This is a genomic window from Pinirhizobacter soli, assembly GCF_015905305.1.
Lineage (GTDB): Bacteria > Pseudomonadota > Gammaproteobacteria > Xanthomonadales > Rhodanobacteraceae > Pinirhizobacter > Pinirhizobacter soli.
Map to the genome: position 1 here is coordinate 111743 of NZ_JADZLQ010000002.1, position 23860 is coordinate 135602.

The window sequence follows — 23860 nt, forward strand, 5'->3', positions numbered from 1 at the left end:
AGATTACTGTCCGGCCAGCAGCGAGGCCATCACCGCCTTCTGTACGTGCAGGCGGTTCTCGGCCTCGTCGATGGCGATGCAGGCGGGCGAATCCATCACCGCGTCGGTCGCCTTGACGTTCCTGCGCAGCGGCAGGCAATGGCTGAAGAGGCCGCTATCGGTAAGCGCCATCTTCGCCTCATCCACAATGAAGTGCTTGTTGGCATCGCGAATGGCTTTTTCTTCTTCCCAGCGGCCGAAGAACGGGATCGCGCCCCAGCTCTTGGCGTACACGACATGGGCGCCGCTGTAGGCCTCTTCGATGTCGTGCGACACGCGCAGCGAACCACCGTTGGCCTTCGCGTTCTCGCGGCCGAAGGCCATGTAGCGCTCGTCCAGGATGTAATCAGGCGTGGGGCAAAGCAGGGTGACGTCCATGCCCATCTTGGTGGCGATCAGGAGCGCCGAGTTCGCCACCGCCGTGTTGAGCGGCTTGGGGTGGTAGGTCCAGGTAAGCACGTATTTCTTCTTCGAAAGATCACCCAGGTGCTCGCGCATGGCCATGGCGTGGGCCAGTTCCTGGCAGGGATGGGTGATGGTCTCCATGTTCACCACCGGCACCGTGGCATGCTTGGCGAAGGCTGCTATCACCTTGTCCTTGCGGTCTTCGTTCCAGTCGATGAACTTCGGAAAGGCGCGCACGGCGATCATGTCCACATAGCGCGACAGCACGCGGGCCACTTCGGCAATGTGCTCCTCGGTGTCACCGTCCATCACCGTCCCCGCCTCGAACTCGATGGGCCACGCATCCTTGCCCGGTGCCAGCACGATGGCATGCCCACCCAGCTGGAAGGCACCCAGCTCGAAGCTGGTGCGGGTGCGCATGGACGGGTTGAAGAACATCAGGGCGATGGATTTGCCCGCCATCTGCTTACCTTGCCTGCTGCGCTTGAAGGCAGCCGCCTGGTCGAGCAGCGCGTCGATCTCGGCGCGGCTGTAATCCTGCGTGGTAAGAAAATGGCGGATGGTCATCTATGGGTTCCAGAAAGGGGAAAACTCGGGACGAAAACGAAAAAACCCGGCACGGTGGCCGGGTTTTTTAGTCGATGCGCATGAAACGCGTGCGACAGCCTACCCGGCGCCATGTTCGGCCAGCGGTCGACGAGCACGCGAGGTCATCCCGGCGGCCATGCGGGCGCTGGTGAGGACTTCGGCGGTATAGACGGCTGCGGACATGGGGATTCCGGAAGGTGAACGGCAATAATGACCGGCTTTGGTGCGATGCGCAAGAAGAAAGAAGCCGCCCGGGGGCGGCTTCTTCTTTCAAGGATCAGTCGGCCGGGGAGACCGAGACGCGGACCCGGAGGCGCTCGCCCGGGTCGTAGGCCAGGCGCGAGTTGTAGACCTCGCCCCGGTAACGGTATTCGACATCGTAGCCCATGATGCGGCGCTGCTCGGAAACGGCGCGCACATCGCGGCAGGTGGTCTGGGTGCTGGTGTAGCTGCCGTCCGGACCACGGCTGGCAGCGTTGCCGACGGCACCGCCGGCGACCGCGCCGGCCACGGTGGCAGCCTTGCGGCCATCACCCTTGCCGATGGTGTTGCCCAGGACGCCGCCGACCACGGCACCCAGGATGGTGCCCGCCGCACTGCCGGTGCCACGGCTCTGGGTGGTGACTTCCTGGTCGTAGCATTCCTGGCGCGGGGTTTCGGTACGGGCGATGCCGTAGACCGGATCCACGCGGAGCACGTCGGCCCAGCCGAAATGGGCGTTATCGGCGTCACCCGACGGCGGCGGCGGCGGACCATAGCGGCCGTCCTGCGCGAAGGCCCCCGTGGTCGCAAAGGCAAGCAACAGGGCTGGTAGGACGAAACGGGACATGCGATCGGTCTCCGAAAAAAGGCGCAGGGCCTGCGCATGGAGGTTATTTTCGTCGGTTCACGCTGAATCGACGCTTAGAATATGACCAGCCGTCCGGCGCCTTGCTACCATGTCCGGCTGGCCTTGAAACCCGCCCGGAAGCGTCCATGCCGATCACCCTGCACAACACCCTCACCCGCCGTAGCGAAGTGTTCGTTCCGGCCGACCCTGAACGGGTGACGATGTACCTGTGCGGCCCTACCGTCTACGACTACGTCCACATCGGCAATGCCCGCCCCGCCGTGGTGTTCGACGTGCTTTCGCGCCTGCTGCGCCGCCATTTCCCCAAGCTGGTGTACGCCCGCAACATCACCGACGTGGACGACAAGATCAACGCCGCCGCAGCCGCCGCCGGCGTGCCGATCAGCCAGATCACCGACCGATTCGCCCAAGCCTACCGCCAGGATATGGCAGCCCTGGGTGTGTTGCCGCCGGACATCGAACCCCACGTCACCGACCATATCGATGAAATCGTGGAAATGATCAGCAAGCTGATCGAGGGCGGCCACGCCTACGAGGGGGAGGGCCACGTGCTGTTCGACGTAGCTTCCTACGAAGCCTACGGCGCCCTCTCGGGCCGCGACCCGGAAGACATGATCGCCGGCGCGCGCGTGGAGGTAGCTCCTTACAAAAAGAACCCCGCCGACTTCGTCCTGTGGAAGCCCTCCGACGCTAGCCTGCCCGGCTGGGACAGCCCCTGGGGCCGCGGCCGCCCGGGCTGGCACATCGAGTGCTCGGCGATGAGCGCGGCGCACCTGGGACAGACCATCGACATCCATGCCGGCGGCGTGGACCTGGTCTTCCCCCATCACGAGAACGAAGTGGCGCAGAGCACTTGCGCGCACGGCGGTCGCCTGTTCGCCCGTTTCTGGCTACATAACGGCCTGCTGAACATGGAAGGCCGCAAGATGTCCAAGTCGCTGGGCAACGTGCTGGTCTTGCACGAATTGCTCAAGATGCACCCGCCCGAAGCGCTGCGCCTGCTGCTGTTGCGCGGCCACTACCGGCAGCCGCTGGACTGGTCGCCCGCCACCATCGCGCAAGCCATCCGCACCCTGGACGGCTGGTACGGCGTGCTGCGTGACCTGGCCGACATCGATCCCATCGACTCGGCGATCCCCGCAGCGGTGGAAGCGGCCCTGTGCGACGACATCAATACGCCGCAGGCCCTTGCGGAAATCGCCCACCTGGCCGACGCCGCGCGCAAGGCGCCGATCGGCGAGCGCCCGGCGGCCAAGGGTGCGCTGCTCGCCGCTGGCGCGGCGCTTGGGCTGTTGGAGCAGGATCCGGAAGCATGGTTCAAGCGTGGCATCAGCGAGGATGTCGATGCCGACGCGGTGGAAGCCTTGCTGCAACGCCGCCGCGAAGCACGCGATGCGCGCGACTGGGCTGGCGCCGATGCCATCCGCGATGAACTTTCCGCCATGGGCGTGACCATCGAGGATGGCCCGCAAGGCACTCGCTGGAGCCTGGCCAAATGAACATCCCACGGGAAATCGCCCCGCAGGAAACCACTTCTGCCCAGGCCCAGGCCGCCATCGTCGAGGAGTTCGCCTTCTTCAGCGACTGGAGCGAGCGCTACCAGTACCTGATCGACCTCGGCCGTCAGCTGCCGCCTTTCCCCGATAACCTGAAGATAGAGCAGTACCGGGTGCACGGGTGTCAGTCGATGGTGTGGCTGGTGCCCTCGGGCGACGCCGCGCACATGACCTTCCAGGCCACCAGCGACTCGGCCATCGTGGCCGGCCTGATCGCCCTGGTGCTGCGCGTGTACTCCGGACGGTCGGCGGCGGAGATCGTGGCCACGGAACCTGCGTACATCCAGCAGATCGGCCTGGCCAAGCATCTGTCGCCGACGCGCAGCAATGGCCTTGCCGCCATGCTCGTTCAGCTCAAGGCCTACGCCGCCAAGGCAGCCTGAAAAGAAAAACCCCGCTCAAGGCGGGGTTTTTCGTCGATGGGTCAGTCGCCCATCTGCTTTTGCAGGTGCTCGCGCCGTTCCTGCGCGTCGAGCGAAAGCGTGGCGATCGGACGGGCATCCAGGCGCTCGAGGCCGATTTCTTCGTCGGTTTCCTCGCAGTACCCGTAGCGGCCGTCCTCGATGCGGCGCAGTGCGCCGTCGATCTTGGAGATGAGCTTGCGGTAGCGATCGCGGGTGCGAAGCTCCAGCGAGTTCTCCGTTTCGCGGGTGGCGCGCTCGGCTTCATCGCCGACGTCGCGGACTTCTTCGCGCAGGTTGTCCATCGTCTGGCGGGATTCTTCCACCAACTGGTCGCGCCAGTCGCGAAGCTTGTTGCGGAAGTAGGCCAGGTGACGGGGATTCATGTATTCCTCGTCGCCCTTCGGGCGATAGCCCTTGGGGAGGTCTACGGTCGTCGTGGTGGGCAAGGCATAACGCCCGTCTTCGCGGGTGACGCCGTTGTCATTCGAAGCAGAAGCAAGACTATTCATTCGTGATTGGGCTGACTTTTCGTTCTTGTGTGAGGAACTGCCCACCGCCGACGCCTTGCGTGGCGCGACCGACGTGGCCGTGGCGGATTTGCCGGCAGCGGCGTGGGGCGCGTGACGGCTTGGTGCAACAGGTGCGGGAGCGGCGGTCTTCGCGACCGGCGCCTTGGCAACCTTGGGCGATGGTACCGCAGGCTTGGCGACTTGTGCCTTCTTGCTCGCCACCACAGGTGTTTTTCCTACAGGATTTTTCGCTGGCACGGTTTTGGCGGGTGCCTTCGCCGGTGCCTTGGCGGCGGCCTTCTTCACGGGCGCTGCCTTGCCTGGCGCGGCTTTCTTCGCCACAGGTACTGCCTTCTTCACGGGCGCTGCCTTCTTGATAGCGGGTGCGGCTTTCTTCGCCGGTGCCTTGGCGACGGTTTTCTTCGCCGGCGCGGGTTTGGCCACCGGTTTCTTCGCCGGCGCCTTCACGGTCTTCACCGCCTTGGCGGCCTGGACTGCCGGTTTGGCCGGCTTCCTGGCCGTACTGGCGCCACCTGCCGCTTTTTTGGCCGGTGTCTTGGATACTGCGGAACTACGTGTGTTCTTCGCCATGTCCTTCACCCAGTGTTCGCCCCCCCGGCGGCGGGCTGTTATAGCCGAATATGACTTACCCCGGCAACCGCCTTCTGAAATACTAGCCCCTTCCACTGTCGCCGGGGCGCCATGCGCCCCTCGACAGCCGCCCCCAAAACACGAGTACTTTCGAACCGCCCCGTGTCCCGATTCCTGCAATGGCTCTTGCGCCAGTACAAGCGCTGGATTAGCCCGTTACTGGGCCAGCGCTGCCGTTTCCAACCCAGCTGTTCGGATTACGCCCGGGTGGCGATCGCGCGCTTCGGGGCGCCGCGTGGCAGTGTACTGGCCGGATGGCGGCTACTTCGCTGCCAACCCTTGTGTACCGGCGGTCACGACCCCGTGCCCGACCATTTCACCTTCGCGCGCTGCCGCGCGCATGGAGACTAAATGCCCATGACCGATGCCTGGCTGATCCGCAACGCCGAGCTGATCAACGAGAACAAGCGGCTGCACGCCGACGTACGCGTCCGCGCCGGCCGTATCGCCGCGATTGGCCGGGAACTGGCCCCTGAAAGCGGTGAGCAGGTGATCGATGCCACGGGCCTGTGGTTACTGCCCGGGATGATCGACGACCAGGTGCATTTCCGCGAACCGGGCCTGACCCACAAGGCGGACATCGGAAGCGAGTCGCGCGCCTGCGCCGCCGGCGGCATCACCAGCTTCATGGAAATGCCCAACACCAAGCCGCCGGCGCTCGACCGCGACACGCTGGAAGCGAAGTACACCCGGGCTGCTGAAACCTCCGTGGTGAACTATGCCTTCTACATGGGCGCAAGCAATGACAACCTCGAGGCGATCCGCGCGCTCGATCCGAAGACCTCCCCTGGTGTGAAGGTGTTCATGGGCGCCTCCACCGGCAACATGCTGGTGGACGATCCCGAGGTACTGGACGGCATCTTCCGCGATTGCCCCACGGTGATCATCACGCATTGTGAAGACACGCCTATGATCGACGCGAACCTGGCCAAGGCTCACGAAAAATACGGCGAGGATATCCCCGCCAGCGAACATCCCCTGATCCGCTCGCGCGAGGCCTGCATCAAAAGCACGCGGCTTGCCATCGAGCTTGCCCGCAAGCACGGCACGCGCCTGCACGTGCTGCACATTTCCACCGCCGACGAACTGGCCCTGTTCGAGCCGGGCCCGGTGGCCAGCAAGCGGATCACCGCCGAGACCTGCGTGCACTTCCTGCACTTCGACGCCGACGATTACGAAGAGAAGGGCTTCCTGATCAAGTGCAACCCGGCGATCAAGATGGCCTCGGACCGCGAAGCGATTACCCGTGCCGTGGCCGAAGGCCGCATCGACGTGCTGGCCACCGACCACGCGCCGCATCTGCTGGAAGAAAAGGCCGAAAAGTACGACAAGGCACCTTCGGGCCTGCCGCTGGTGCAGTACGCCCTGCAGGCCGCCATCGAGCGTGTCTTCGAAGGCAAGCTTACCCTCGAGCGCGTGGTCGAGGCCGTTTGCCACGCCCCGGCGATCCTGTTCGACGTGGTCGATCGCGGCTTCCTGCGCGAAGGCTACGCCGCGGACCTGGTGCTGGTGGATCCGAACAAGAAGCACACCGTGACACGCGAGGAAGTGCTGTCCAAATGCGGCTGGTCCCCGTTCGAGGGCACCACGTTCACTTCCAGCATCGCCGCCACGTTCGTCAACGGGCAGCGCGTGTGGGATGGCACCAAGGTAAACGACGGCGTGCGCGGCCAGCGGTTGGCGTTCGCGCGTTGAGGCGCAGGTCCATGGCGTGGGCCGCGCTGCTGGCGGCCTCTTCCGTAAGCGCGGCGCCAATCCCTGTCCACCTGTCCCAGGGCGGCATCGTGGTGGCCCAGGTGGCGCCGGGCTCGAAGGTCGCCGTCGCCGGCAAGCCCGTGCGCGTAGGCGGCGACGGCACGGTGGTGTTCGGCGCCGGTCGCGATGAACAAGGGCCGCTGAAGGTCGATGTGACCGCGCCCGGGGGCGCGGTACGCCATATCGCCATCGTCATCGAACCGCGTGACTGGCCGATCGAGCGCGTCAACGGCGTGCCGCCACAAACGGTGAATCCCGATCCGGCACTGGCCGCGCGCATCGCCCGCGAACAGGCAGAAGTCACCGCCGTACGCGGCCGCGACGACAACCGTGAAGACTTCGACCATGGCTTCATCTGGCCCGTCACCGGCCGCATCAGCGGCCGCTTTGGCAATCAGCGCATCTATAACGGCGATCCGAAAGCCCCGCATTCGGGCATGGATATCGCCGTTCCCACCGGCACGCCGATCAAGGCGCCAGCCGCGGGCATCGTGACCTTCGCCAAGCCCGATCTCTACCTCACCGGCGGCACCGTGGTGCTCGACCACGGGTTCGGGCTGTCATCGAACTTCCTGCACATGTCGCGCATCGACGTAAAGCCGGGCGACCATCTCGCCCAGGGCCAGGTGATCGGTGCGGCCGGGATGACCGGACGCGCCACCGGGCCCCATGTGCACTGGGGCTTCAACTGGTTCGGCGTGAGGCTCGATCCGCTGCTGCTGCCGGGGATCGACAAGCCTTAAGTCAGGCCCTTGCCCGCGTAGGCCACGGCATCATGCGGATGCAGGCTTTCATGATGGGCAATGCGCACGTGGAAGTCGGCGATGCCGGGCATGGCATCCAACGTTTGCTGCACGCGACGGGCGGCATCTTCGCAGAACATCAAGTTGGCGCCGTTGGCGAGCGCGAAGGCCTGTTCGTCCTCGCGCTTGACCGCCGTCTGCACCGCCGTGCCCAGCGATGCTTCCACCGCATCGATGATCGCCAGCAGCTTCGGCGCATTCGCCGCCGCCGGCCGGATGCACAGCTTGGCCGTGCTGCGCTGGGCATGGGGCGTGGCCACGATGCCCTTCTCCGTGCCCAGCCAACGCAGGATCACCTCGTGTTCCAACGGCTGGCCGGGTTTGAAATCCTCGGCGAACCGCTGCTGGATCATCTGCCGTGACAGTGCCGCCGACGCCGGACAGGTGGAGGAATACACGACGTCGGTACCGATTTCCATGCTGAACTTGCCATCGGCAAGCACCGCTTCGAGCCGCACGGGATACGCGCGCCAGCCGCTGTTGTCGCTGCGCAGTGCGCGGCGGCGGATCAGTTGCTCGAAGTGGATCACCACGCGCGCGGCATCGGACAGGCCTTCGTGGGAGGCCAGGAACGATTCAAGCAGCTTGCGCAGCATCGCTTCGTCCACGGGGCCCGCGCTCAGCGCTTCGTCCACCAGCAGGTACAGGCGGGACATGTGGATGCCACGGGCGCCTTCCTTCGCCAGGTTGACGAAGGCGCCGACGCGAGCGCTGGTCTGGCGCACCTGGCCATCGCCGGCGTCGAACTGCACCGGCATTTCCATGCCGTCCATGCCTACCCAATCCAGGACGCCAGAGCCCGAGGCGTGTGGCAGCGAGGCCACGTCCGGCAGCGATGAGGAGGGGCGGTCTTCATTGAACATGGCAAACAGATCCTGGTACCGGTAGGCCGGGGGCTAGTCGACCACAATGGGGATGGGGTGGGGTCATGGCAATGGTGAGTGCCAGCGAACGCTGTGTTCGGCCTAACGCGTGCGCCGGAAATTTCGCGCCGCGCGCCAGGCGAACAACGCCGTGCTCGGGCCGCCCACGGCCTGTGGCTGCTTGAGCACGGCCAGCGGGTCCACCGCCCGCGCTGCCAGCTCGGCCCGGCGTCGGGCCTGGCGGAGCGTCATGGCGCGGAAAAGCGACAGTGGCGCGCTGGGTGGAGCGGCCTGACGCAGGGCCGCGGCGATATCGCCCGACTGCGCCTTGACCGCGTCGCGGCGGGCGGGGTTGTCCGTACGCAGGCCGGCCCGGGTAAGGCCGAAACGCGCCATCCGTGCCATGGGCAGGGCTAGTCGCTCGACTTCAGAGTGCTCGTCCACCATGGCCAGGGAGCCCAGCAGGTGCGCATGGGTTGCCACGACCGTGGCCCAGCCAGGGTCGGCGCCAACACCAAACCACCAGGCTGTCTCCAGCCGAGCCAGGGCGCCATGCAGGATCGACGTGGCCGCCACCTGGGCCGGGAAGTCGGCTGCGGTGCCTTCCTCGAGCTGCCCCATCGCGGCCAGCACGGGCGCGATCCAGAGCTCCAGGGGAAGGACGTCGGCCTGGGGCTGGTTGAACAGCATGCGGGTGAGCGGATGACGTCCGCCGCTGGCGCGGGCGCCGGAAAGTTCCTCCGCCCACCAGTTGAGCTTGACCGCGGCTACCTGCGCCTCGCTGATGCCGTAGGCAGCGCCCACGATCTCCCGTTCGAAGGCCGCCAGCGCCACGTGCCCGTTGCGCAGGGCCGGATCGAGAAACCCCAGGGCCACCCGCTGCTGCGGATCGGAGGCCAGCCACTGGTCGAGGTAGCTCTGGAATGCAGCGTCGGTCATGCGTGTACGGGCAGGCCCAGCATGGCTGCGAATTCGGCCACGGTATCCACCACCAGGTCTGCGCCCCATGTGCGCGGATCGCCGCCGTCGAGGTATCCCCAACTCACGGCCACGGTGTAACACCCGGCAGCGCGCCCGGCCTCGACGTCACGGCGATCATCGCCGACGAACAGGCACCGGGCAGGATCGACACCGGCCTGCTCGCACGCCAGCAACACGGGCGCCGGATCGGGCTTCTTCACCGGCAGGGTATCGCCGGACACCACGCTTGCCGCGCGCACGTCCATCTTCAGCGCCGCCAGCAGGCGGTCGGTGAGGAAGCCAGGCTTGTTGGTGACGATGCCCCACGGCACACCGCGCTCTTCCAGAGCCAGCAAAGCTTCGTCCATGCCATCGAAAGGACGGGTGTGCACCGCGATGTCGCGCTCGTAACGGGCGAGGTAGCCGGGCATGCGTTCGATCAGGCGGTCGTTGGAATCATGCGGGTAGGCCGTAGCCAGGATGGCTCGGGAACCGCGCGAAACCACCTGGCGCACCACGTCGAAAGCCGGGGGTGGCACGCCGTCGTCCGCACACACCGATTCGAGCGCGGCGTAGAGATCAAGGGCGCTATCCAGGACAGTGCCGTCCAGGTCCAGGAACACTCCGGCCAGCGGTTGTGGCAGCTTTTTCATGCCGGACGCGTCGCGGCAAGGATGTAGTTGACCTGAGTCATGCCGGTAAGCCAAGCCTTACGCGAAAGCGGGTTATAGCCCAGGCCTTTGACCTCGTCGAGCTCAAGGCCTGCCCGGCGCAGCAAGGCACCAAGCTCGGAGGGCTTGAGGAACTGCGCGTAGTGGTGCGTGCCACGCGGCAACATGCGGGTGATGTATTCGGCGCCGACGATCGCCGCGCCGAAAGCCAGCGGCGTGCGGTTGATGGTGCTCATGAAGACACGGCCACCAGGCTTCACCATGCGGGCGAGGTCCTGTACCAGCGCGGCCGGATCGGGCACGTGCTCGATCAACTCCATGCAGCAGACCGCATCGAACGTACCGGCTTCGGCGAGAGCGAGCTCGTGCGAGCCCTGCACGCGGTAGTCCACGGAGAGGTTCGATTCGTACAAGTGCAGCTTGGCGATGCCGATCACTTTCTCGCCAAGGTCGATACCAGTGACCTGGGCTCCGGCACGGGCAAGGGCTTCGCTCAACAAGCCGCCGCCGCAGCCCACGTCCGCCACGCGGGCACCACGCAGGGTAGTGCGATCTGCGATGAAACCGGCGCGCACCGGGTTCAGGTCGTGCAGCGGGCGCGATTCGCCGTTCGGATCCCACCAGCCGGCAGCGAGCTTGCCGAAACGGGCGATTTCCGCGGCACTGACATTGGCGTTCGTGGCGTGTTCCATGGGATTTCCTTCGAAAGCCGGGGGTGGATCAGACCGCGGCGATGCGCTCGCGCCACTGGCGGGTGCGTGCACGCAGGGCATCGGTGTCGACGTCGGCAAGGATGCCATCGACAAGCTTGCGTACGCCTGCGATCCATACATCGCTTACCTGGTGGCGCGAGGCGGCATAAACCAGCTGCGAGGCCACATGGTAGAGCGGCTGGGTTTCCAGGTCGTCCAGGCGCACCGCGGTGAGGTCGGCCTGTTTGCCAGGCTCGATGGAACCGACAAGGTCGCCCAGGCCGATCGCCCGGGCACCTTCGAGGGTTGCCGAACGCAGTACCGAGGCTGCATCGAACGCCGAGGCATCCTGGGCGACGGCCTTGGCCAGCAATGCGGCGGTGCGCATTTCGCCGAACATGTCCAGGTCGTTGTTCGAAGCGCAGCCGTCGGTGCCGATGGCCACGCGCACGCCGGCCTGGCGGAGCTTGTGCACCGGGCAGAAGCCCGATGCGAGTTTGAGGTTCGACTCCGGGCAATGCACCACGCTCACGCCGTGCTCGGCGCAGGCGGCGATCTCGGCGTCGGTGAGCTGGGTCATGTGCACCGCCACCAGGCGGTCGTTGACGATGCCCAGGCGCTGCAGGCGCTGGAACGGGCGGATGCCGTGCTCGCGCTTGCCCTCTTCCACTTCCTGGGCCGTCTCGTGCGTATGCAGGTGCACGGGAATGTCCAGTTGGTCGGCCAGCACACGGATGCGCTCGAAGCTTTCGTCCGACACGGTGTAAGGCGCGTGCGGCACGAAGGCGGTACTCAAGAGCGCCTGGCCGCGGAAGCTGTCATGCACTTCCAGGGCGCGGGCGAAGTAGTCGTCCTGCGTGGTGGCCCAGGCGCTGGGAAACTGGATCACCGGCAGGCCCACCACCGCGCGGAAACCCATGCGGTTGAAGGTGGCGCCGATCACATCGGGGAAGAAGTAGTTTTCGTTGGCGCAGGTGGTGCCGCCACGAATCATCTCGGCCACGGCCAGTTCCACGCCGTCGCGGATGAACTCCGGGCCCATGAAGGCGCCTTCCACCGGCCAGATGTGGTCGTTCAGCCAGGTCATCAGCGGCAGGTCGTCGGCCAGGCCCCGCAGCAATGTCATCGGACTGTGCGTGTGGGCGTTGACCAGCCCCGGCATCAGGGCGTGTTCGGGCAGGCTGACCAGCTGGCGCGGCTGATACAGGGCGCGCGCCTCGTTGGCAGGCAGGATGGCAACAATGGTGTTGCCATCCACCACCACGGCGTGGTCATCAAGGACCACACCATGCGGTTCGATGGGGACCACCCAGCGGGCCTCGATCACGAGGTCGACGGCGGTGCCGAGCGGTTGTGACATATCGTTACTTCACGCGGCTGGTGTATTCGCCGGTGCGGGTATCCACGCGGATCAGTTCATCCTGGTTGACGAACAGCGGCACGCGAACCACGGCACCGGTCTCGAGCTTGGCGGGCTTGCCGCCACCGCCGGAGGTATCGCCGCGCACGCCGGGATCGGTCTCGACGATCTTCAGATCCACGAAGTTCGGCGGGGTGACCGAGATCGGGCGGCCATTCCACAGCGTGACCACGCACTCTTCCTCGCCCTTGAGCCACTTGGACGCTTCGCCAGCGGCGGTTTTGTCCGCCTGGTGCTGCTCGAACGTTTCCTGCTGCATGAAGTGCCAGAATTCGCCGTCGCTATAGAGGTACTGCATGTCGGTGTCGACCACGTCCGCGCCCTCGAAGGAGTCGCTGGACTTGAGCGTTTTCTCCGTGGTCCGACCGTTGATCAGGTTGCGGATGCGGATGCGGGTGAAGGCCTGGCCCTTACCTGGCTTGACGAACTCCGCCTCGACGACGACGTACGGATCGTTGTCGACGATGATCTTCACGCCATTCTTGACGTCGTTGAGACCGTATGTGGCCATGCCTTTTAAACTCCGGGATGAAAAAACCGCTGTCCCCAGCGGCTAAAATGGTCGATATCGCAGGCGGCCCCCGCCTGCACCTAGGCCCACCATGATAACCGGAAGCCCCGCCAGCCGCCTATCTCACGCCGCGCCCGACTGGCGCGCGGCGTGGCGCGACGCCGTTACCGATCCGCTGGAGCTGCTTTCCATGGTGGGCCTGCCGCACCTGGCAGCGGCCCTGCCAGCCGACGACGCTGGCTTTGCCATGCGCGTGCCCCGGGGGTTCGTGGCGCGCATGACCCATGGCGATGCCCGCGATCCGCTGCTGCTGCAGGTGCTGCCGCAGCTGGCGGAAGCCGAAGACGTCCCGGGCTTCAGCCGCGATGCCGTGGGCGATCTTGCGGCCCGTGATGCCCAGGGCCTGCTGCACAAGTACCAGGGCCGGGCGCTGCTGATCGCCAGCGGCAGCTGCGCGGTGAACTGCCGCTATTGCTTCCGGCGGCATTTTCCCTATGGCGAGGAAATCGCAGCCGCCGGGGCCTGGCGCCTGGCGCTGGCGCATGTGGCGGCCGATACGTCGATCGAAGAACTGATCCTTTCCGGCGGCGATCCGCTTTCCCTGGCCACCGGCAAGCTCGCCGAGCTCACCGACGGCCTGAGCGCCCTGCCCCATGTGCGCCGCCTGCGCATCCATACCAGGCTGCCGGTGGTGCTTCCCGAGCGCATCGACGACGCCTTCACACAGTGGCTTGAAACCGTACCGCTGCAGAAAGTGGTGGTCCTTCACGCCAACCACGCCAACGAATTCGACGGCGACGTGGACGACGCCTGCCGACGCCTGCGCGACGCCGGGGCAACCCTGCTCAACCAGTCGGTGCTGCTGGCCGGGGTGAACGATGACGCCGAAACGCTCAGCGCCCTGAGCGAACGCCTCTTCGCCGCCGGGGTGCTGCCCTACTACCTGCACCAGCTCGACCGCGTACAGGGCGCCGCCCATTTCGAAGTGGACGACGCGCGGGCGCTGGCCCTGGTCCAGGCCATGCGCGAACGGCTGCCCGGGTACCTGGTGCCCCGGCTGGTACGCGAGGAACAGGGCGAGCCCTCCAAGACGCCGCTTTAGGGGCTGGCACTCTCAAGGACTATCGAAAACCGCCGATGGTATTGGCGCAACGATTGGGGTACAAACTCAGGGCAGCACGCGAAACGGCCACGGGGGGCAACCTGGCGATCGCGGCCTTACGAATCGCCACCGGCCCAGCATGAAACAAGACAACGTCATCAAGATCGCCTTCGTCGAAGACTCCGTCGAACAGGCCGAACAGCTGATCAACGTGATGCGCAACGGCGGTACCGCCGTGCGGCCTTCGCGCGCCGGCACGCCGGACGAATTCGCCCAGTCGCTGGATGAAAGCCCGGACATCGTGCTGGTGAACCCCGCCACGAAAAAGCTAGACGTTGCCACCGTGTTGCGCCAGGTGGAAGCCAGCGGTAAGGACATGGCCGTCATCGCCATCGTCGAACGACTCAACGAAGACACCATCGCCGAACTCTTCACTTCCGGTATCCGCGGCGTGGCCCTGCGCGGCCGCCCGGAACAGACCCTCACTATCGTCCGCCGCGAATTCGAATCGCTCACCACACGCAGGCAGGTGCGCCGGCTGGAAACCGCACTGCGCGAGTCCGAGCGCCGCTGCGATGCCTTGCTCGATTCCTCCCGCGACGCCATCGCCTATGTGCACGAGGGCATGCACGTACGCGCGAACCAGGCTTACCTGGAACAGTTCGGATTCGAAGAATTCGACGACATCCTGGGCCTGCCGATCCTGGACATGATCGCCAGCGAGGACGCCGACCGCTTCAAAACCCTGCTGCGCAACCTTTCGCGCGGCGACAAGCCGCCGATGGAACACATCGAGTTCCAGGCCCGGCGCGGCGACGGCAACCGCTTCAAGACGATCGTCGAATTCGCCCATGCCACGTTCGAGGGCGAACCCTGCCTGCAGATCGTCTTCCGCCGCGAGATCGTCGACCCGAACGTCGTGGCCCAGCTCACCCGGGATACCGTCACGGGCCTGTGGAACCGCGCGCACACGCTGGAACTGGTCGACCGCGCCGTGGCCTCGGCCACCGACGGTGAGACCGGCCGGGCCCTGCTGCTGGTGGAACCGGACAACTGGAAGGACATCGTGCCGGCGATCGGCATGGGCAATGCCGACCAGCTCTTCGCCGGCATCGCCGCAAGAATCCGCGACGTGCTGGACGACGACGACGAGGCGGGCGTGCTGGGCGAACACACCATCGGCGTGGTGCTGCATGCACGCTCCGATGCCGAGGTGCACGGCCTGATCGAAAACCTCCGCAGTTCCGTGGCAGCACAGATCTTCGACGTCGGTGCGCGCTCGATCACGGTAAGCCTGACCGTCGGCGGCAGCCTGCTGGCCGAGCGCAACGCCAAAGCCGAGACCTTGCTGGAACAAGCCAGCACCGCACTTCGCAATGCGCAGAACCAGGGCGGCAACCGCAGCGAGGTGCACGACCCTTCGGCCCGCGAGAAGGCCGATGCCGAGCGCGACCTGTACTGGCTGAACCTGGTACGCGATGCGCTGGAAAGCGACAACTTCCTGCTTTACCACCAGCAGATCATCAGCCTGCAGGATGCCGCCGGCGAGTTCTACGAGATCCTGGTGCGCATGCGCGGGCCCAACGGCGACGTGCTGCCCAGTTACTTCATGCCGGTGGCCGAACGCCACGGCATGCTGCCCGCGGTCGACCGCTGGGTGCTGGGCCATGCCATCGACACGCTGCACCAGCGCGAGCGGGACGGCCTGACCACCACCTATTTCGTCAAACTCACCCTGGCGTCCCTGCACGACGCCACGCTATTGCCGTGGCTTGCCCAGCGCGTGGGAGAAGCCAAGCTCCGCCGCAGCACGATCGTGGTGGAGATGCCCGAAAGCAAGGTGCTGACCAGCCTTCGCCCGGCACAGGAATTCATCACCGGCTGGAAGAAGGTCGGCGGCCGCTTCGCCCTGGAGCAGTTCGGCTCGGGCCTGAATTCCTTCCAGATGCTTACGCACGTGGATGCCGATTACCTGAAGATCGACCGCAGCTTCATGACCGAGCTTCCGCAGCATCCGGAAAACCAGAAGAAGATCGCCGAAATCTGCGCCGAGGCCCGCGGACTAGGCAAGCAGACCATCGCCGAGTGGGTGGAGGACGCCGCCAGCACCTCACTGCTGTTCGCCTGCGGGGTGGACTTCGTGCAGGGCAACTTCCTGCAGGAGCCGGTGATGGTGGTGGCGGACAGGCACGACTTCACGCACGCCTGATCCGCACCTTCGGCGCCATAAACGCGCTCAAACGCCACGCACAGAAAAACCTCCGAGGCGTGGCCACGGAGGTTTTTCGTTTTCAGGCATTGCGCTTTCGAGCGAGCCGGTGAGCCGGCTCGCCACGAAGCCGATTACTCGGCGGCAGCAGCCTTGGCGGCCTTGATGTTGGCAGCCTTGATGCTGGCGGCAGCGGCCACGTCTTCCTTGATGCGGGCAGCCTTGCCTTCCAGACCGCGCAGGTAGTACAGCTTGGCGCCACGGACCTTGCCCTTGCGCTTGACGGTGACCGAGTCGATCGTCGGGCTGTGGGCCTGGAAGACGCGCTCGACGCCGGTACCGTGCGAGATCTTGCGCACGGTGAAGGCCGAATGCAGACCGCGGCTACGCTTGGCGATGACAATGCCCTCGAACGCCTGGACGCGCTCGCGGTTGCCTTCCTTCACCTTGACGTTGACGACGACCGTATCGCCAGGACCGAAGTCCGGCAGCTGGCGGACGATCTGCTCGGATTCGAACTGTTCGATGAGTTTATTCATGGCACACCCGTTCAAAAATTCATTGCTGCGGGCCGTCGCCGGCCGCCGCTTGTTGTTGCCGTGAGTATTCACGGCGGAATTCATCCAGCAAAGCCCTCGATTGCGCATCGAGCACCCGCTGTGTAAGCAGATCCGGCCTGCGGAGCCAGGTACGGCCCAGGGACTGCTTCAAGCGCCAGCGGGCAATCGCCGCATGGTCGCCGGACAGCAGTACCTCCGGAACCCCGCCCCATGCGTCGTGCTGCACGGGCCGGGTGTAATGCGGGCAGTCCAGCAGGCCGTCGGAGAACGAATCCTGCTGGGCGGAGAGCGCGTCGTTCAACGCGCCTTCCTGGAGCCGGCCCACGGCATCGATCACGATCGCTGCCGCAAGCTCGCCACCTGACAGTACATAATCGCCGATCGAGAGCTCCTCGTCGACCTCATGTGCCAACAGGCGTTCATCCACGCCTTCGTAACGTCCGCAAAGCAAGGCAATTCGCGGCATGGCTGCCAGCGCCTTGACCCTGCCCTGCGTCAGCCGCGTTCCCTGCGGACTGAGGTAAATCACATGCACCGGCTCCGGTGCCGCCTCGCGGACCGCGGCCAGCGCCGCCCGCAAGGGCTCGATCAGCATCACCATGCCCGGACCGCCCCCGAAGGGCCGGCCGTCCACGGTGCGGTGGACGTCATGGGTGAAATCGCGCGGGTTGAAGGTTTCAACCTGCAGCAGCTTGCGCTGCTGCGCGCGTCCCACGACACCTACCGCGGCGGACTGCTGCACGAAGTCGGGAAACAGCGTGACGACATCGATGCGCATGGTCCTGCCTTCGAAATCTAGAATTCAGGATCCCAGTCGACCACCATGCGCCCGGCGGGGATATCCACCGTACGCACGTACGAACCCTGGACGAAAGGAATCAGACGCTCCTTGTCTGCGCTCCTTACCACCATCACGTCGTTGGCTCCGGTGGCGAACAGGTGGCTTACCCGTCCCAGCGGCACGTCGTCGATGGTGACCACCTCAAGGCCTTCGAGGTCGGTCCAGTAGTACTCGCCCGGCGCCGGCGCCGGAAGCAGCTCGCGGGACACGGTAATTTCCGCGCCCATAAGCGCTGCGGCGCCTTCTCGGTCGTCGATGCCAGGCAGGCGGGCGACGATGCCCTTGCCCTGCTGCCTGCCCTCGACGTTCCGGACTTCTTGATCAATCCCCGATGCGGTGAGCTGCCAGGGCTGGTAATCGAAGATGCGCATGCGGGGCTCGGTCCACGACTCAAGCTTGACCCAACCCTGCACGCCGTACACCCCAACGATGCGTCCGACTCGGACGCTTCGCCCGGGCGACGCCATCAGGCAGCCTGCTTGCCGGCTTCCTTGACCAGGGCGCGGACCTTGTCCGTGCACTGGGCGCCCTTGGCAATCCAGGCCTGGATCTTGGCCACGTCCAGCTCAAGGCGCTTGTCCTTGCCGGCAGCGACGGGATTGTAGAAGCCCACGCGCTCGATGTTGCGACCATCACGCTTGTTGCGACCGTCGGTCACGATGACGTGATAAAACGGACGGCCCTTGGCGCCGCCGCGCGAAAGACGGATCTTAACCATAGTTACTTGCTCCAGAATCGCCGGGGACCGGCAGGCGCACGAGATTCGTACGCGGTAAACCGTGCATTCTAGCGAATGCGGCGGAAAAAGGAAGGGGTGAACCCAAAAAAAACTTCAATCAAATCCGCGAAGAAGCCTTCCAGACAGGCTTTTGAAGGGAGCCTTGAGGCTTAGCGCATCGGGGGGAAGCCGCCGCCACCCATGCCCTTCATGGCACCGGCCATCTGGCGCATCAGGCCCTTGGCGCCGCCGCGGGCCAGCTTGGACATCATTTTTTCCATCTGCATGAACTGCTTGAGCAGACGGTTGACGTCGGCCGGCTGGGTGCCGGAGCCGCGGGCCACGCGGGCCTTGCGCGAGCCGTTCAGGAGGTCCGGATGGCGGCGCTCCTTCTTGGTCATCGAGCTGATGATGGCCACCATGCGGCCGATTTCCTTGTCATTGACGCGGGATTTGACGTTTTCCGGCAGGTTCGACACGCCCGGCAATTTGTCCATGAGGCCGGCCAGGCCGCCCATGTTGTTCATCTGCTCGAGCTGGTCGCGCATGTCGTTGAGATCGAAGCGCTTGCCCTTGATCACCTTCTGGGCGAGCTTGTTGGCCTTGTCCTGGTCGACCTTGCGCTCGACTTCCTCGACCAGCGACAGCACGTCGCCCATGCCCAGGATGCGTTGGGCCACGCGGTCGGGGTGGAAGGGCTCCAGGGCGTCGGTCTTCTCGCCGGCGCCCAGGAACTTCACCGGACGGCCGGTGATATAGCGCACCGACAGTGCGGCACCGCCGCGGGCGTCGCCGTCGGCCTTGGTCAGCACCACGCCGGTGAGCGGCAGGGCCTCGGAGAACGCCTTGGCGGTGTTGGCGGCATCCTGGCCGGTCATCGAGTCGACCACGAACAGGGTCTCGATGGGGTTCAGCGCGGTGTGCAGCTGCTTGATCTCGGCCATCATCTCGGCGTCGACGTGCAGACGGCCGGCGGTATCGACGATCAGTACGTCGACCACTTCGCGGCGGGCGGCGTCCAGCGCCGCACGGGCGATGGCCACTGGATCCTGGCTGCCATCGGAGGGGAAGAAGGAAACCTCCACCTGCCCGGCCAGGGTCTTCAGCTGCTCGATGGCGGCCGGACGGTAGACGTCGCAGCTGACCACCATCACTTTCTTCTTCTTGCGCTCCTTCAGGAAGCGCGCGAGCTTGGCCACGGTGGTGGTTTTACCGGCGCCCTGCAGGCCTGCCATCAGCACGACGGCCGGTGGCGTGGCGGCAAGGTTCAATTCCGCGTTGGCGGTACCCATGACGGTGGTGAGCTCGTCGCTGACCACCTTCACCAGCGCCTGGCCCGGCGACAGGCTCTTCAACACCTCCTGGCCGACGGCGCGGACCTTCACCCGCTCGATCAGCGCCTGCACCACCGGCAGGGCCACGTCCGCTTCGAGCAGCGCAATGCGCACCTCGCGCAAGCTTTCGCGGATGTTTTCTTCCGTCAGGCGACCACGGCCGCGCAGGCGGTTGACGGTTTCGGAAAGGCGAGAGCTTAAGGAATCGAACATGGGGTGTCGGCAGTTACGGACGGATAAGCCCGTGATTATAGCCGATGGGGCGAAAGGCGCGTTTCGCGGCGAAGGGACGCTATGCCAAACTCCATGCATGACCGAATTGCTCGTCGCCCCACCCGCCATCGTGCTGTACCTGGCCGCCGCCGTGGCCCTGGCACGGCCGCTGTTCGGGCAACAGGCGCCGATGGGCCGGCTGGCGATGACCCTGGCCGGCATTGCCGTGGTTCTTCACGCCTGGCTGTTGCTGGGCCTGCACCGTGGCTCGCTGGACCTGCACTTCTTCGCGGCGCTCTCCCTGGTGGCCTGTGTCATCGCCGCCCTCACCATCGGCGTGAACCTCAGCCGGCCGGTGGCGGGCCTGGGCATCTTCATCTTCCCGCTGGCCGCGCTATTCGTGGCGCTGGACGCCTACGCGGCTCCCATCACCGTGCCCCAGCCGACGATGGGATGGCAAATCAAGCTGCATGTGACCTTCGCCCTGCTCGCCTTCAGCGTGCTGTCCATTGCCGCGGTACTTGCGATCCTGCTGGCGATCCAGGAACGCGCCCTGCGCCGCAGCCAGTTCAAGCACTGGTTGCGCGCCCTGCCCCCGCTCACCCTGGCCGAATCGCTGCTGTTCCGCATGATCGCCGCGGGCTTCGCGCTGCTTACGCTTACCCTGCTGACGGGCGTGCTGTTTGTCGACAACCTGTTCGGCCAACACCTGGTGCATAAGACGGTGCTGTCGATCATCGCCTGGGCGATCTTCGGGGCGTTGCTGCTGGGACGCTGGCGTTATGGCTGGCGCGGTGGGCGTGCGGTGAACCTCACTTTGCTGGGCATGGGAACGTTGTTCCTGGCCTTCATCGGTACCAAATTCGTGCTGGAGCTGGTGCTGCACCGGACGCTTTGAACCGGCGCCGGTGCAATACCGCGTGATCGCGCGTTAGGCGCGGCTGCCCTCGGCGGCCGCCGTCAGGTCGACAATATGCGTCGCCACCGCTCCGTGCCGTTCGGCCTGACTGTGCAAATAGGCATCATTGTGCAGATGCATTTGCGGGACGTTTTTCGCCGTTGCTGGAGTGCTGCTGTCCAGCCATCCTATTTGAGGAGGCGGCGGGGGCGGAGGCGGCGGGGGCGGGTCGGGATACGAAACGCTGCCAAGTATCGACATGCGGGCATTGCTCCTTGTTATGAGGACTCAGGCTGGTGCTGCACCGGACGCTCTGAGCGAGCGTCGGTGCAGCAACGCAGCGTTACTTACAGGACACGACCAGAGAGCTACACTTGCGGCTCATCTTGGGTCGCCGCGGCCGCGGCCGAGACCTCTGGTTTGACGGGCGAATGCGTTTGATCTTCGTGTTTCGGACGGTGCCCGGCGACGTTATCCACGTTGGTTGGAGCAGCCATGTTTTGCCCCGCGGTCGTGGCATTGGATGGCGTAATCGGCGTCATGATGACGGGGACGGGGATGCTGTTTTGTACTGGTGACAGAGACATGATTCATTTGCTCCTTCGTGTTGGGAGCACCGACGCTATCGCGCATCCGAACCCATTGCTTTCAGCTTCCGCCCACAGCGAAGTAGGTTCTACCTGACCGACGTTCACCGAGGCGATCGGCAGCCTCGACCTCCACCACGAGCGCTAGCCCATCGCCTGCCCGATGGCATCGCCAAGTCGATCCACGGCGATCACTTCCATCTCACCGATATGCGTTTTCTTCGGCGCATTGGCCTTAGGCACGATGGCTCGCCGGAAGCCATGGGTAGCGGCTTCCTTCAGTCGCTCCTCGCCATTGGGAACGGGGCGAATTTCGCCGGACAGGCCGACCTCGCCGAAGGCGACCGTTTTCTCTGGCAACGGCCGATCACGGAAGCTCGAGAGCACGGCGAGCAGCGTAGGCAGATCGGCGGCGGTTTCCTGCACGCGGATGCCGCCGACGACGTTCACAAACACATCCTGATCGTAAATGGCCAGGCCGCCATGCCGATGCAGCACGGCCAGCAACATCACCAGGCGGTTCTGCTCCATGCCCAGCGCCACGCGCCGCGGATTGCCCAGCGATGATTGATCCACCAGCGCCTGCACTTCCACCAGCAGGGGACGCGTGCCTTCGCGGGTCACCATCACCGCGCTGCCGGAGGTAGGGCCGGTGTGCGTAGAAAGGAAAATGGCCGACGGGTTCGGTACCTCGCGCAGGCCCTTCTCCGACATGGCGAACACGCCCAGTTCGTTGACCGCGCCGAAGCGGTTCTTGAAGGCGCGAAGCACGCGGAAGCGGCTGCCGGATTCGCCTTCGAAATACAGCACCGCGTCGACCATGTGCTCGAGCACGCGGGGACCGGCGATGCCGCCCTCCTTGGTGACATGGCCCACCAGGAACACCGAGGTTCCGGTTTCCTTGGCAAAGCGCGTAAGCCGCGCGGCGGACTCGCGCACCTGGCTGACCGAGCCTGGGGCTGCCGTGAGGGTTTCAGTCCAGATGGTCTGGATGGAATCGATCACCAGCACGCGCGGGCGCGTGGCCAGCGCCTGCTCCAGGATGCGTTCGATGCAGGTTTCCGCCAATGCCCGGAGCGGCGCCAGGGGCAAATCCAGGCGCTGGGCGCGGCCGGCGACCTGGGCCAGGGATTCCTCACCCGTCACGTAGACGCTGGGCAGGATCGCGCCGAGGGTGCCGAGCATCTGCAGCAGCAAAGTGGACTTCCCGATGCCCGGATCGCCGCCGATCAGCACGACCGAACCATCCACCAGGCCGCCACCGAGCACGCGGTCGAGCTCGCCGATACCGGTACGGGTGCGCGACTCAGCCGTGAGCGCGACCTCGGTGAGTGCGGTTACCTTCGGCGCTCCAGCAGCTTCGCCGGCGTAACCACGCCGGGCGCCTGCACCAGCCACCGCGGCCTTGGCCGGCTGCACCACGAATTCGCTCAGCGTGTTCCAGCCATTGCACTCGATGCACTGGCCCTGCCATTTGTTGTGTTCGGCACCGCAATCGGTGCAGACATAGGCGGTTTTCGCCTTGGCCATGGAATCGGGTGTCCAGATGGGAAGTGGTGACGATAACGCGATGCCGTCTCAACGCTTGAGCCGGCTAGCTGTCGTCCTCGACGAACAGCACGCGGCGGGTCATGCCGCAGGTGAGATCGTAGGAGATGGTACCGGCGTGCGCGGCGATGGTTTCCACTGGAAGCGACTCGCCCCACAGCACCACACGGTCGCCCACCTTCGCCCCCGGTGCGGCGCGCAGGTCAAGGGTGATCAGGTCCATCGATACGCGGCCCACCAGCGGCACGCGAACACCCTCGACCTCGACCGGCGTACCGGCCGACGCGCTGCGTGGATAGCCATCGCCGTAGCCGATGGCCGCCACGCCGATGCGCATGTCTTCAGGACAGGTGTAGGTGCCGTTGTAACCGACGCGGTCACCGGCGGCGACCTGGTTGATTGCCACCAGACGCGTGGCCAGGGTCATGGCCGGGCGGAAGCCGAGGTCGCGGCCCGATTGTCCTTCCACCACCGACAGCCCGTAAAGAAGACCACCGGTGCGTACCCACTGCCCTTTCGCATCCGGCCAGCCGACCACGCCCGCGGAATTGGACAGCGACCGGGGAGCGTCGATGCCATCGGTGGCGGCGCGGAAACGCGCCAGCTGTTCCGCCGTGACATTGCCGTCGAATACCTCGGATTCGGCGAAGTGGGTCATCAACCCAACCTGCGGATGCACGCCAGGCATGGCCACCAGGCGCGCATAGATATCGCGTGCCAGTTCCGGGGGGACGCCCAAGCGATGCATGCCGGTATCGATCTTCAGCCACACGCGCAGGCGGCCACGGTTCGGCTGCGCCTCGGCGAGCAACGCCAGCTGCGATTCGTGGTGGATGGCGGCCTCGAGCTTCAGTCGCTGCATCTCGGGAACATCGGCGGCGGAATCGGGGCCCGACAGCACCACGATGCGTTGCTTGTGCCCCGCGGCGCGTAATCGCAGGCCGTCGGCGATGGCGGCCACGGCGAAGGCCTCGGCCTCGCCATCGAGCGCACGGGCGACGCGCTCCAGGCCATGCCCGTAGGCATCGGCCTTGACCACCGCCATCACCTGCGCGGGGGCTGCGAGTTCGCGGAGCCTGCCCAGGTTATGGCGCAGGGCGCCCAGATGGATGGTGGCAACAGTGGTGCGGCTCATCGGGGTCCTTCAGTGCGACGCCCTTCGATGGTGCCGCG

At 65.6% G+C, this 23860-nt stretch carries 25 protein-coding genes; 8 read left to right on the plus strand and 17 right to left on the minus strand.

Annotation, left to right across the window (positions count from 1 at the left end):
• Positions 1-3: 3 nt before the first annotated feature.
• Together NDK18_RS10210 and NDK18_RS10215 are read right to left on the minus strand one after the other, a co-directional pair.
• Positions 4-1011 carry an N-acetylornithine carbamoyltransferase gene (locus tag NDK18_RS10210; RefSeq protein ID WP_250623410.1) on the minus strand — a complete coding sequence of 336 codons (1008 nt, stop codon included), beginning with the start codon at positions 1009-1011 and terminating at the stop codon, positions 4-6.
• A 298-nt stretch (positions 1012-1309) separates the two neighbouring features.
• Positions 1310-1861, minus strand: a complete 552-nt coding sequence (locus NDK18_RS10215; protein WP_250623411.1) for a glycine zipper 2TM domain-containing protein — start codon at positions 1859-1861, stop codon at positions 1310-1312.
• A 146-nt stretch (positions 1862-2007) separates the two neighbouring features.
• On the opposite strand from NDK18_RS10215, the gene cysS reads away from it, so the two are divergent.
• Both cysS and NDK18_RS10225 read left to right on the plus strand, forming a co-directional pair.
• On the plus strand, positions 2008-3381 hold the full coding sequence (gene cysS / locus NDK18_RS10220; RefSeq protein WP_250627730.1) for a cysteine--tRNA ligase: 1374 nt from the start codon (positions 2008-2010) through the stop codon (positions 3379-3381).
• Positions 3378-3821 (plus strand): SufE family protein, encoded by a 444-nt coding sequence (locus NDK18_RS10225; protein WP_250623413.1) that lies wholly within the window; start codon positions 3378-3380, stop codon positions 3819-3821. The genes cysS and NDK18_RS10225 overlap by 4 nt, the downstream gene beginning before the upstream one ends.
• Positions 3822-3862: 41 nt before the next feature.
• Here NDK18_RS10225 and dksA read toward each other — a convergent pair whose 3' ends face one another.
• Complete coding sequence (dksA, locus tag NDK18_RS10230) at positions 3863-4942, minus strand: RNA polymerase-binding protein DksA (RefSeq protein WP_250627731.1); 1080 nt, start codon at positions 4940-4942, stop codon at positions 3863-3865.
• Positions 4943-5104: 162 nt separating this feature from the next.
• Between dksA and yidD the strand changes: the two genes are divergently transcribed.
• From yidD to NDK18_RS10245, 3 genes are read left to right on the plus strand one after another with little or no spacing between them, the layout of a single operon-like run.
• Complete coding sequence (gene yidD, locus NDK18_RS10235) at positions 5105-5353, plus strand: membrane protein insertion efficiency factor YidD (protein ID WP_250623415.1); 249 nt, start codon at positions 5105-5107, stop codon at positions 5351-5353.
• A gap of 6 nt (positions 5354-5359) precedes the next feature.
• A complete protein-coding gene (locus NDK18_RS10240; RefSeq protein WP_250627732.1) occupies positions 5360-6697 on the plus strand; it encodes a dihydroorotase in 1338 nt (445 codons plus the stop codon).
• A gap of 11 nt (positions 6698-6708) precedes the next feature.
• Positions 6709-7500: a M23 family metallopeptidase gene (locus NDK18_RS10245; protein ID WP_250623417.1), complete on the plus strand. Its 792-nt coding sequence runs from the start codon at positions 6709-6711 to the stop codon at positions 7498-7500.
• Here the strand turns inward: NDK18_RS10245 and folE2 are convergent.
• The 6 genes from folE2 to efp all read right to left on the minus strand — a co-directional run bounded on the left by folE2 (position 7497) and on the right by efp (position 12677).
• The gene (gene folE2 / locus NDK18_RS10250; protein ID WP_250623418.1) at positions 7497-8423 is read right to left on the minus strand and encodes a GTP cyclohydrolase FolE2; all 927 of its coding nucleotides are present in this window, start codon (positions 8421-8423) and stop codon (positions 7497-7499) included. The genes NDK18_RS10245 and folE2 overlap by 4 nt on opposite strands.
• A gap of 102 nt (positions 8424-8525) precedes the next feature.
• On the minus strand, positions 8526-9362 hold the full coding sequence (locus tag NDK18_RS10255) for a squalene/phytoene synthase family protein (protein WP_250627733.1): 837 nt from the start codon (positions 9360-9362) through the stop codon (positions 8526-8528).
• Positions 9359-10036 carry an HAD family hydrolase gene (locus tag NDK18_RS10260; RefSeq protein ID WP_250623420.1) on the minus strand — a complete coding sequence of 226 codons (678 nt, stop codon included), beginning with the start codon at positions 10034-10036 and terminating at the stop codon, positions 9359-9361. The genes NDK18_RS10255 and NDK18_RS10260 overlap by 4 nt, the downstream gene beginning before the upstream one ends.
• Complete coding sequence (ubiG, locus tag NDK18_RS10265; protein WP_250623421.1) at positions 10033-10746, minus strand: bifunctional 2-polyprenyl-6-hydroxyphenol methylase/3-demethylubiquinol 3-O-methyltransferase UbiG; 714 nt, start codon at positions 10744-10746, stop codon at positions 10033-10035. Before ubiG ends, NDK18_RS10260 begins: the two co-directional genes overlap by 4 nt.
• Positions 10747-10774: 28 nt before the next feature.
• Complete coding sequence (locus NDK18_RS10270) at positions 10775-12106, minus strand: TRZ/ATZ family hydrolase (RefSeq protein ID WP_250623422.1); 1332 nt, start codon at positions 12104-12106, stop codon at positions 10775-10777.
• Positions 12107-12110: 4 nt separating this feature from the next.
• Positions 12111-12677 (minus strand): elongation factor P, encoded by a 567-nt coding sequence (gene efp / locus NDK18_RS10275; RefSeq protein WP_250623423.1) that lies wholly within the window; start codon positions 12675-12677, stop codon positions 12111-12113.
• 91 nt (positions 12678-12768) lie between these two features.
• On the opposite strand from efp, the gene epmB reads away from it, so the two are divergent.
• Both epmB and NDK18_RS10285 read left to right on the plus strand, forming a co-directional pair.
• Entirely contained in the window at positions 12769-13779 is a 1011-nt protein-coding gene (gene epmB / locus NDK18_RS10280; protein ID WP_250627734.1) for an EF-P beta-lysylation protein EpmB, read from the plus strand.
• A 139-nt stretch (positions 13780-13918) separates the two neighbouring features.
• Positions 13919-15988, plus strand: a complete 2070-nt coding sequence (locus tag NDK18_RS10285) for an EAL domain-containing protein (RefSeq protein WP_250627735.1) — start codon at positions 13919-13921, stop codon at positions 15986-15988.
• Positions 15989-16122: 134 nt separating this feature from the next.
• Here NDK18_RS10285 and rplS read toward each other — a convergent pair whose 3' ends face one another.
• The 5 genes from rplS to ffh all read right to left on the minus strand — a co-directional run bounded on the left by rplS (position 16123) and on the right by ffh (position 19654).
• A complete protein-coding gene (rplS, locus tag NDK18_RS10290; protein WP_250627736.1) occupies positions 16123-16527 on the minus strand; it encodes a 50S ribosomal protein L19 in 405 nt (134 codons plus the stop codon).
• Between the two features lie 19 nt (positions 16528-16546).
• Positions 16547-17326, minus strand: coding sequence for a tRNA (guanosine(37)-N1)-methyltransferase TrmD (trmD, locus tag NDK18_RS10295; protein ID WP_250623427.1), 780 nt, complete (start codon positions 17324-17326; stop codon positions 16547-16549).
• Positions 17327-17343: 17 nt separating this feature from the next.
• Positions 17344-17856: a ribosome maturation factor RimM gene (rimM, locus tag NDK18_RS10300; RefSeq protein ID WP_250627737.1), complete on the minus strand. Its 513-nt coding sequence runs from the start codon at positions 17854-17856 to the stop codon at positions 17344-17346.
• Complete coding sequence (rpsP, locus tag NDK18_RS10305; protein ID WP_250623429.1) at positions 17856-18107, minus strand: 30S ribosomal protein S16; 252 nt, start codon at positions 18105-18107, stop codon at positions 17856-17858. The genes rimM and rpsP overlap by 1 nt, the downstream gene beginning before the upstream one ends.
• A gap of 170 nt (positions 18108-18277) precedes the next feature.
• Positions 18278-19654, minus strand: a complete 1377-nt coding sequence (gene ffh, locus NDK18_RS10310) for a signal recognition particle protein (RefSeq protein ID WP_250627738.1) — start codon at positions 19652-19654, stop codon at positions 18278-18280.
• A gap of 97 nt (positions 19655-19751) precedes the next feature.
• On the opposite strand from ffh, the gene NDK18_RS10315 reads away from it, so the two are divergent.
• Positions 19752-20552 (plus strand): cytochrome C assembly family protein, encoded by an 801-nt coding sequence (locus tag NDK18_RS10315; RefSeq protein WP_250623431.1) that lies wholly within the window; start codon positions 19752-19754, stop codon positions 20550-20552.
• Positions 20553-20920: 368 nt separating this feature from the next.
• On the opposite strand, the gene NDK18_RS10320 is transcribed toward NDK18_RS10315, so the two are convergent.
• The 3 genes from NDK18_RS10320 to alr all read right to left on the minus strand — a co-directional run bounded on the left by NDK18_RS10320 (position 20921) and on the right by alr (position 23822).
• Complete coding sequence (locus NDK18_RS10320) at positions 20921-21139, minus strand: hypothetical protein (protein WP_250627739.1); 219 nt, start codon at positions 21137-21139, stop codon at positions 20921-20923.
• Positions 21140-21283: 144 nt separating this feature from the next.
• A complete protein-coding gene (gene radA, locus NDK18_RS10325) occupies positions 21284-22669 on the minus strand; it encodes a DNA repair protein RadA (RefSeq protein WP_250627740.1) in 1386 nt (461 codons plus the stop codon).
• Between the two features lie 64 nt (positions 22670-22733).
• Positions 22734-23822: an alanine racemase gene (gene alr, locus NDK18_RS10330; RefSeq protein WP_250623434.1), complete on the minus strand. Its 1089-nt coding sequence runs from the start codon at positions 23820-23822 to the stop codon at positions 22734-22736.
• Positions 23823-23860 lie beyond the last annotated feature (38 nt).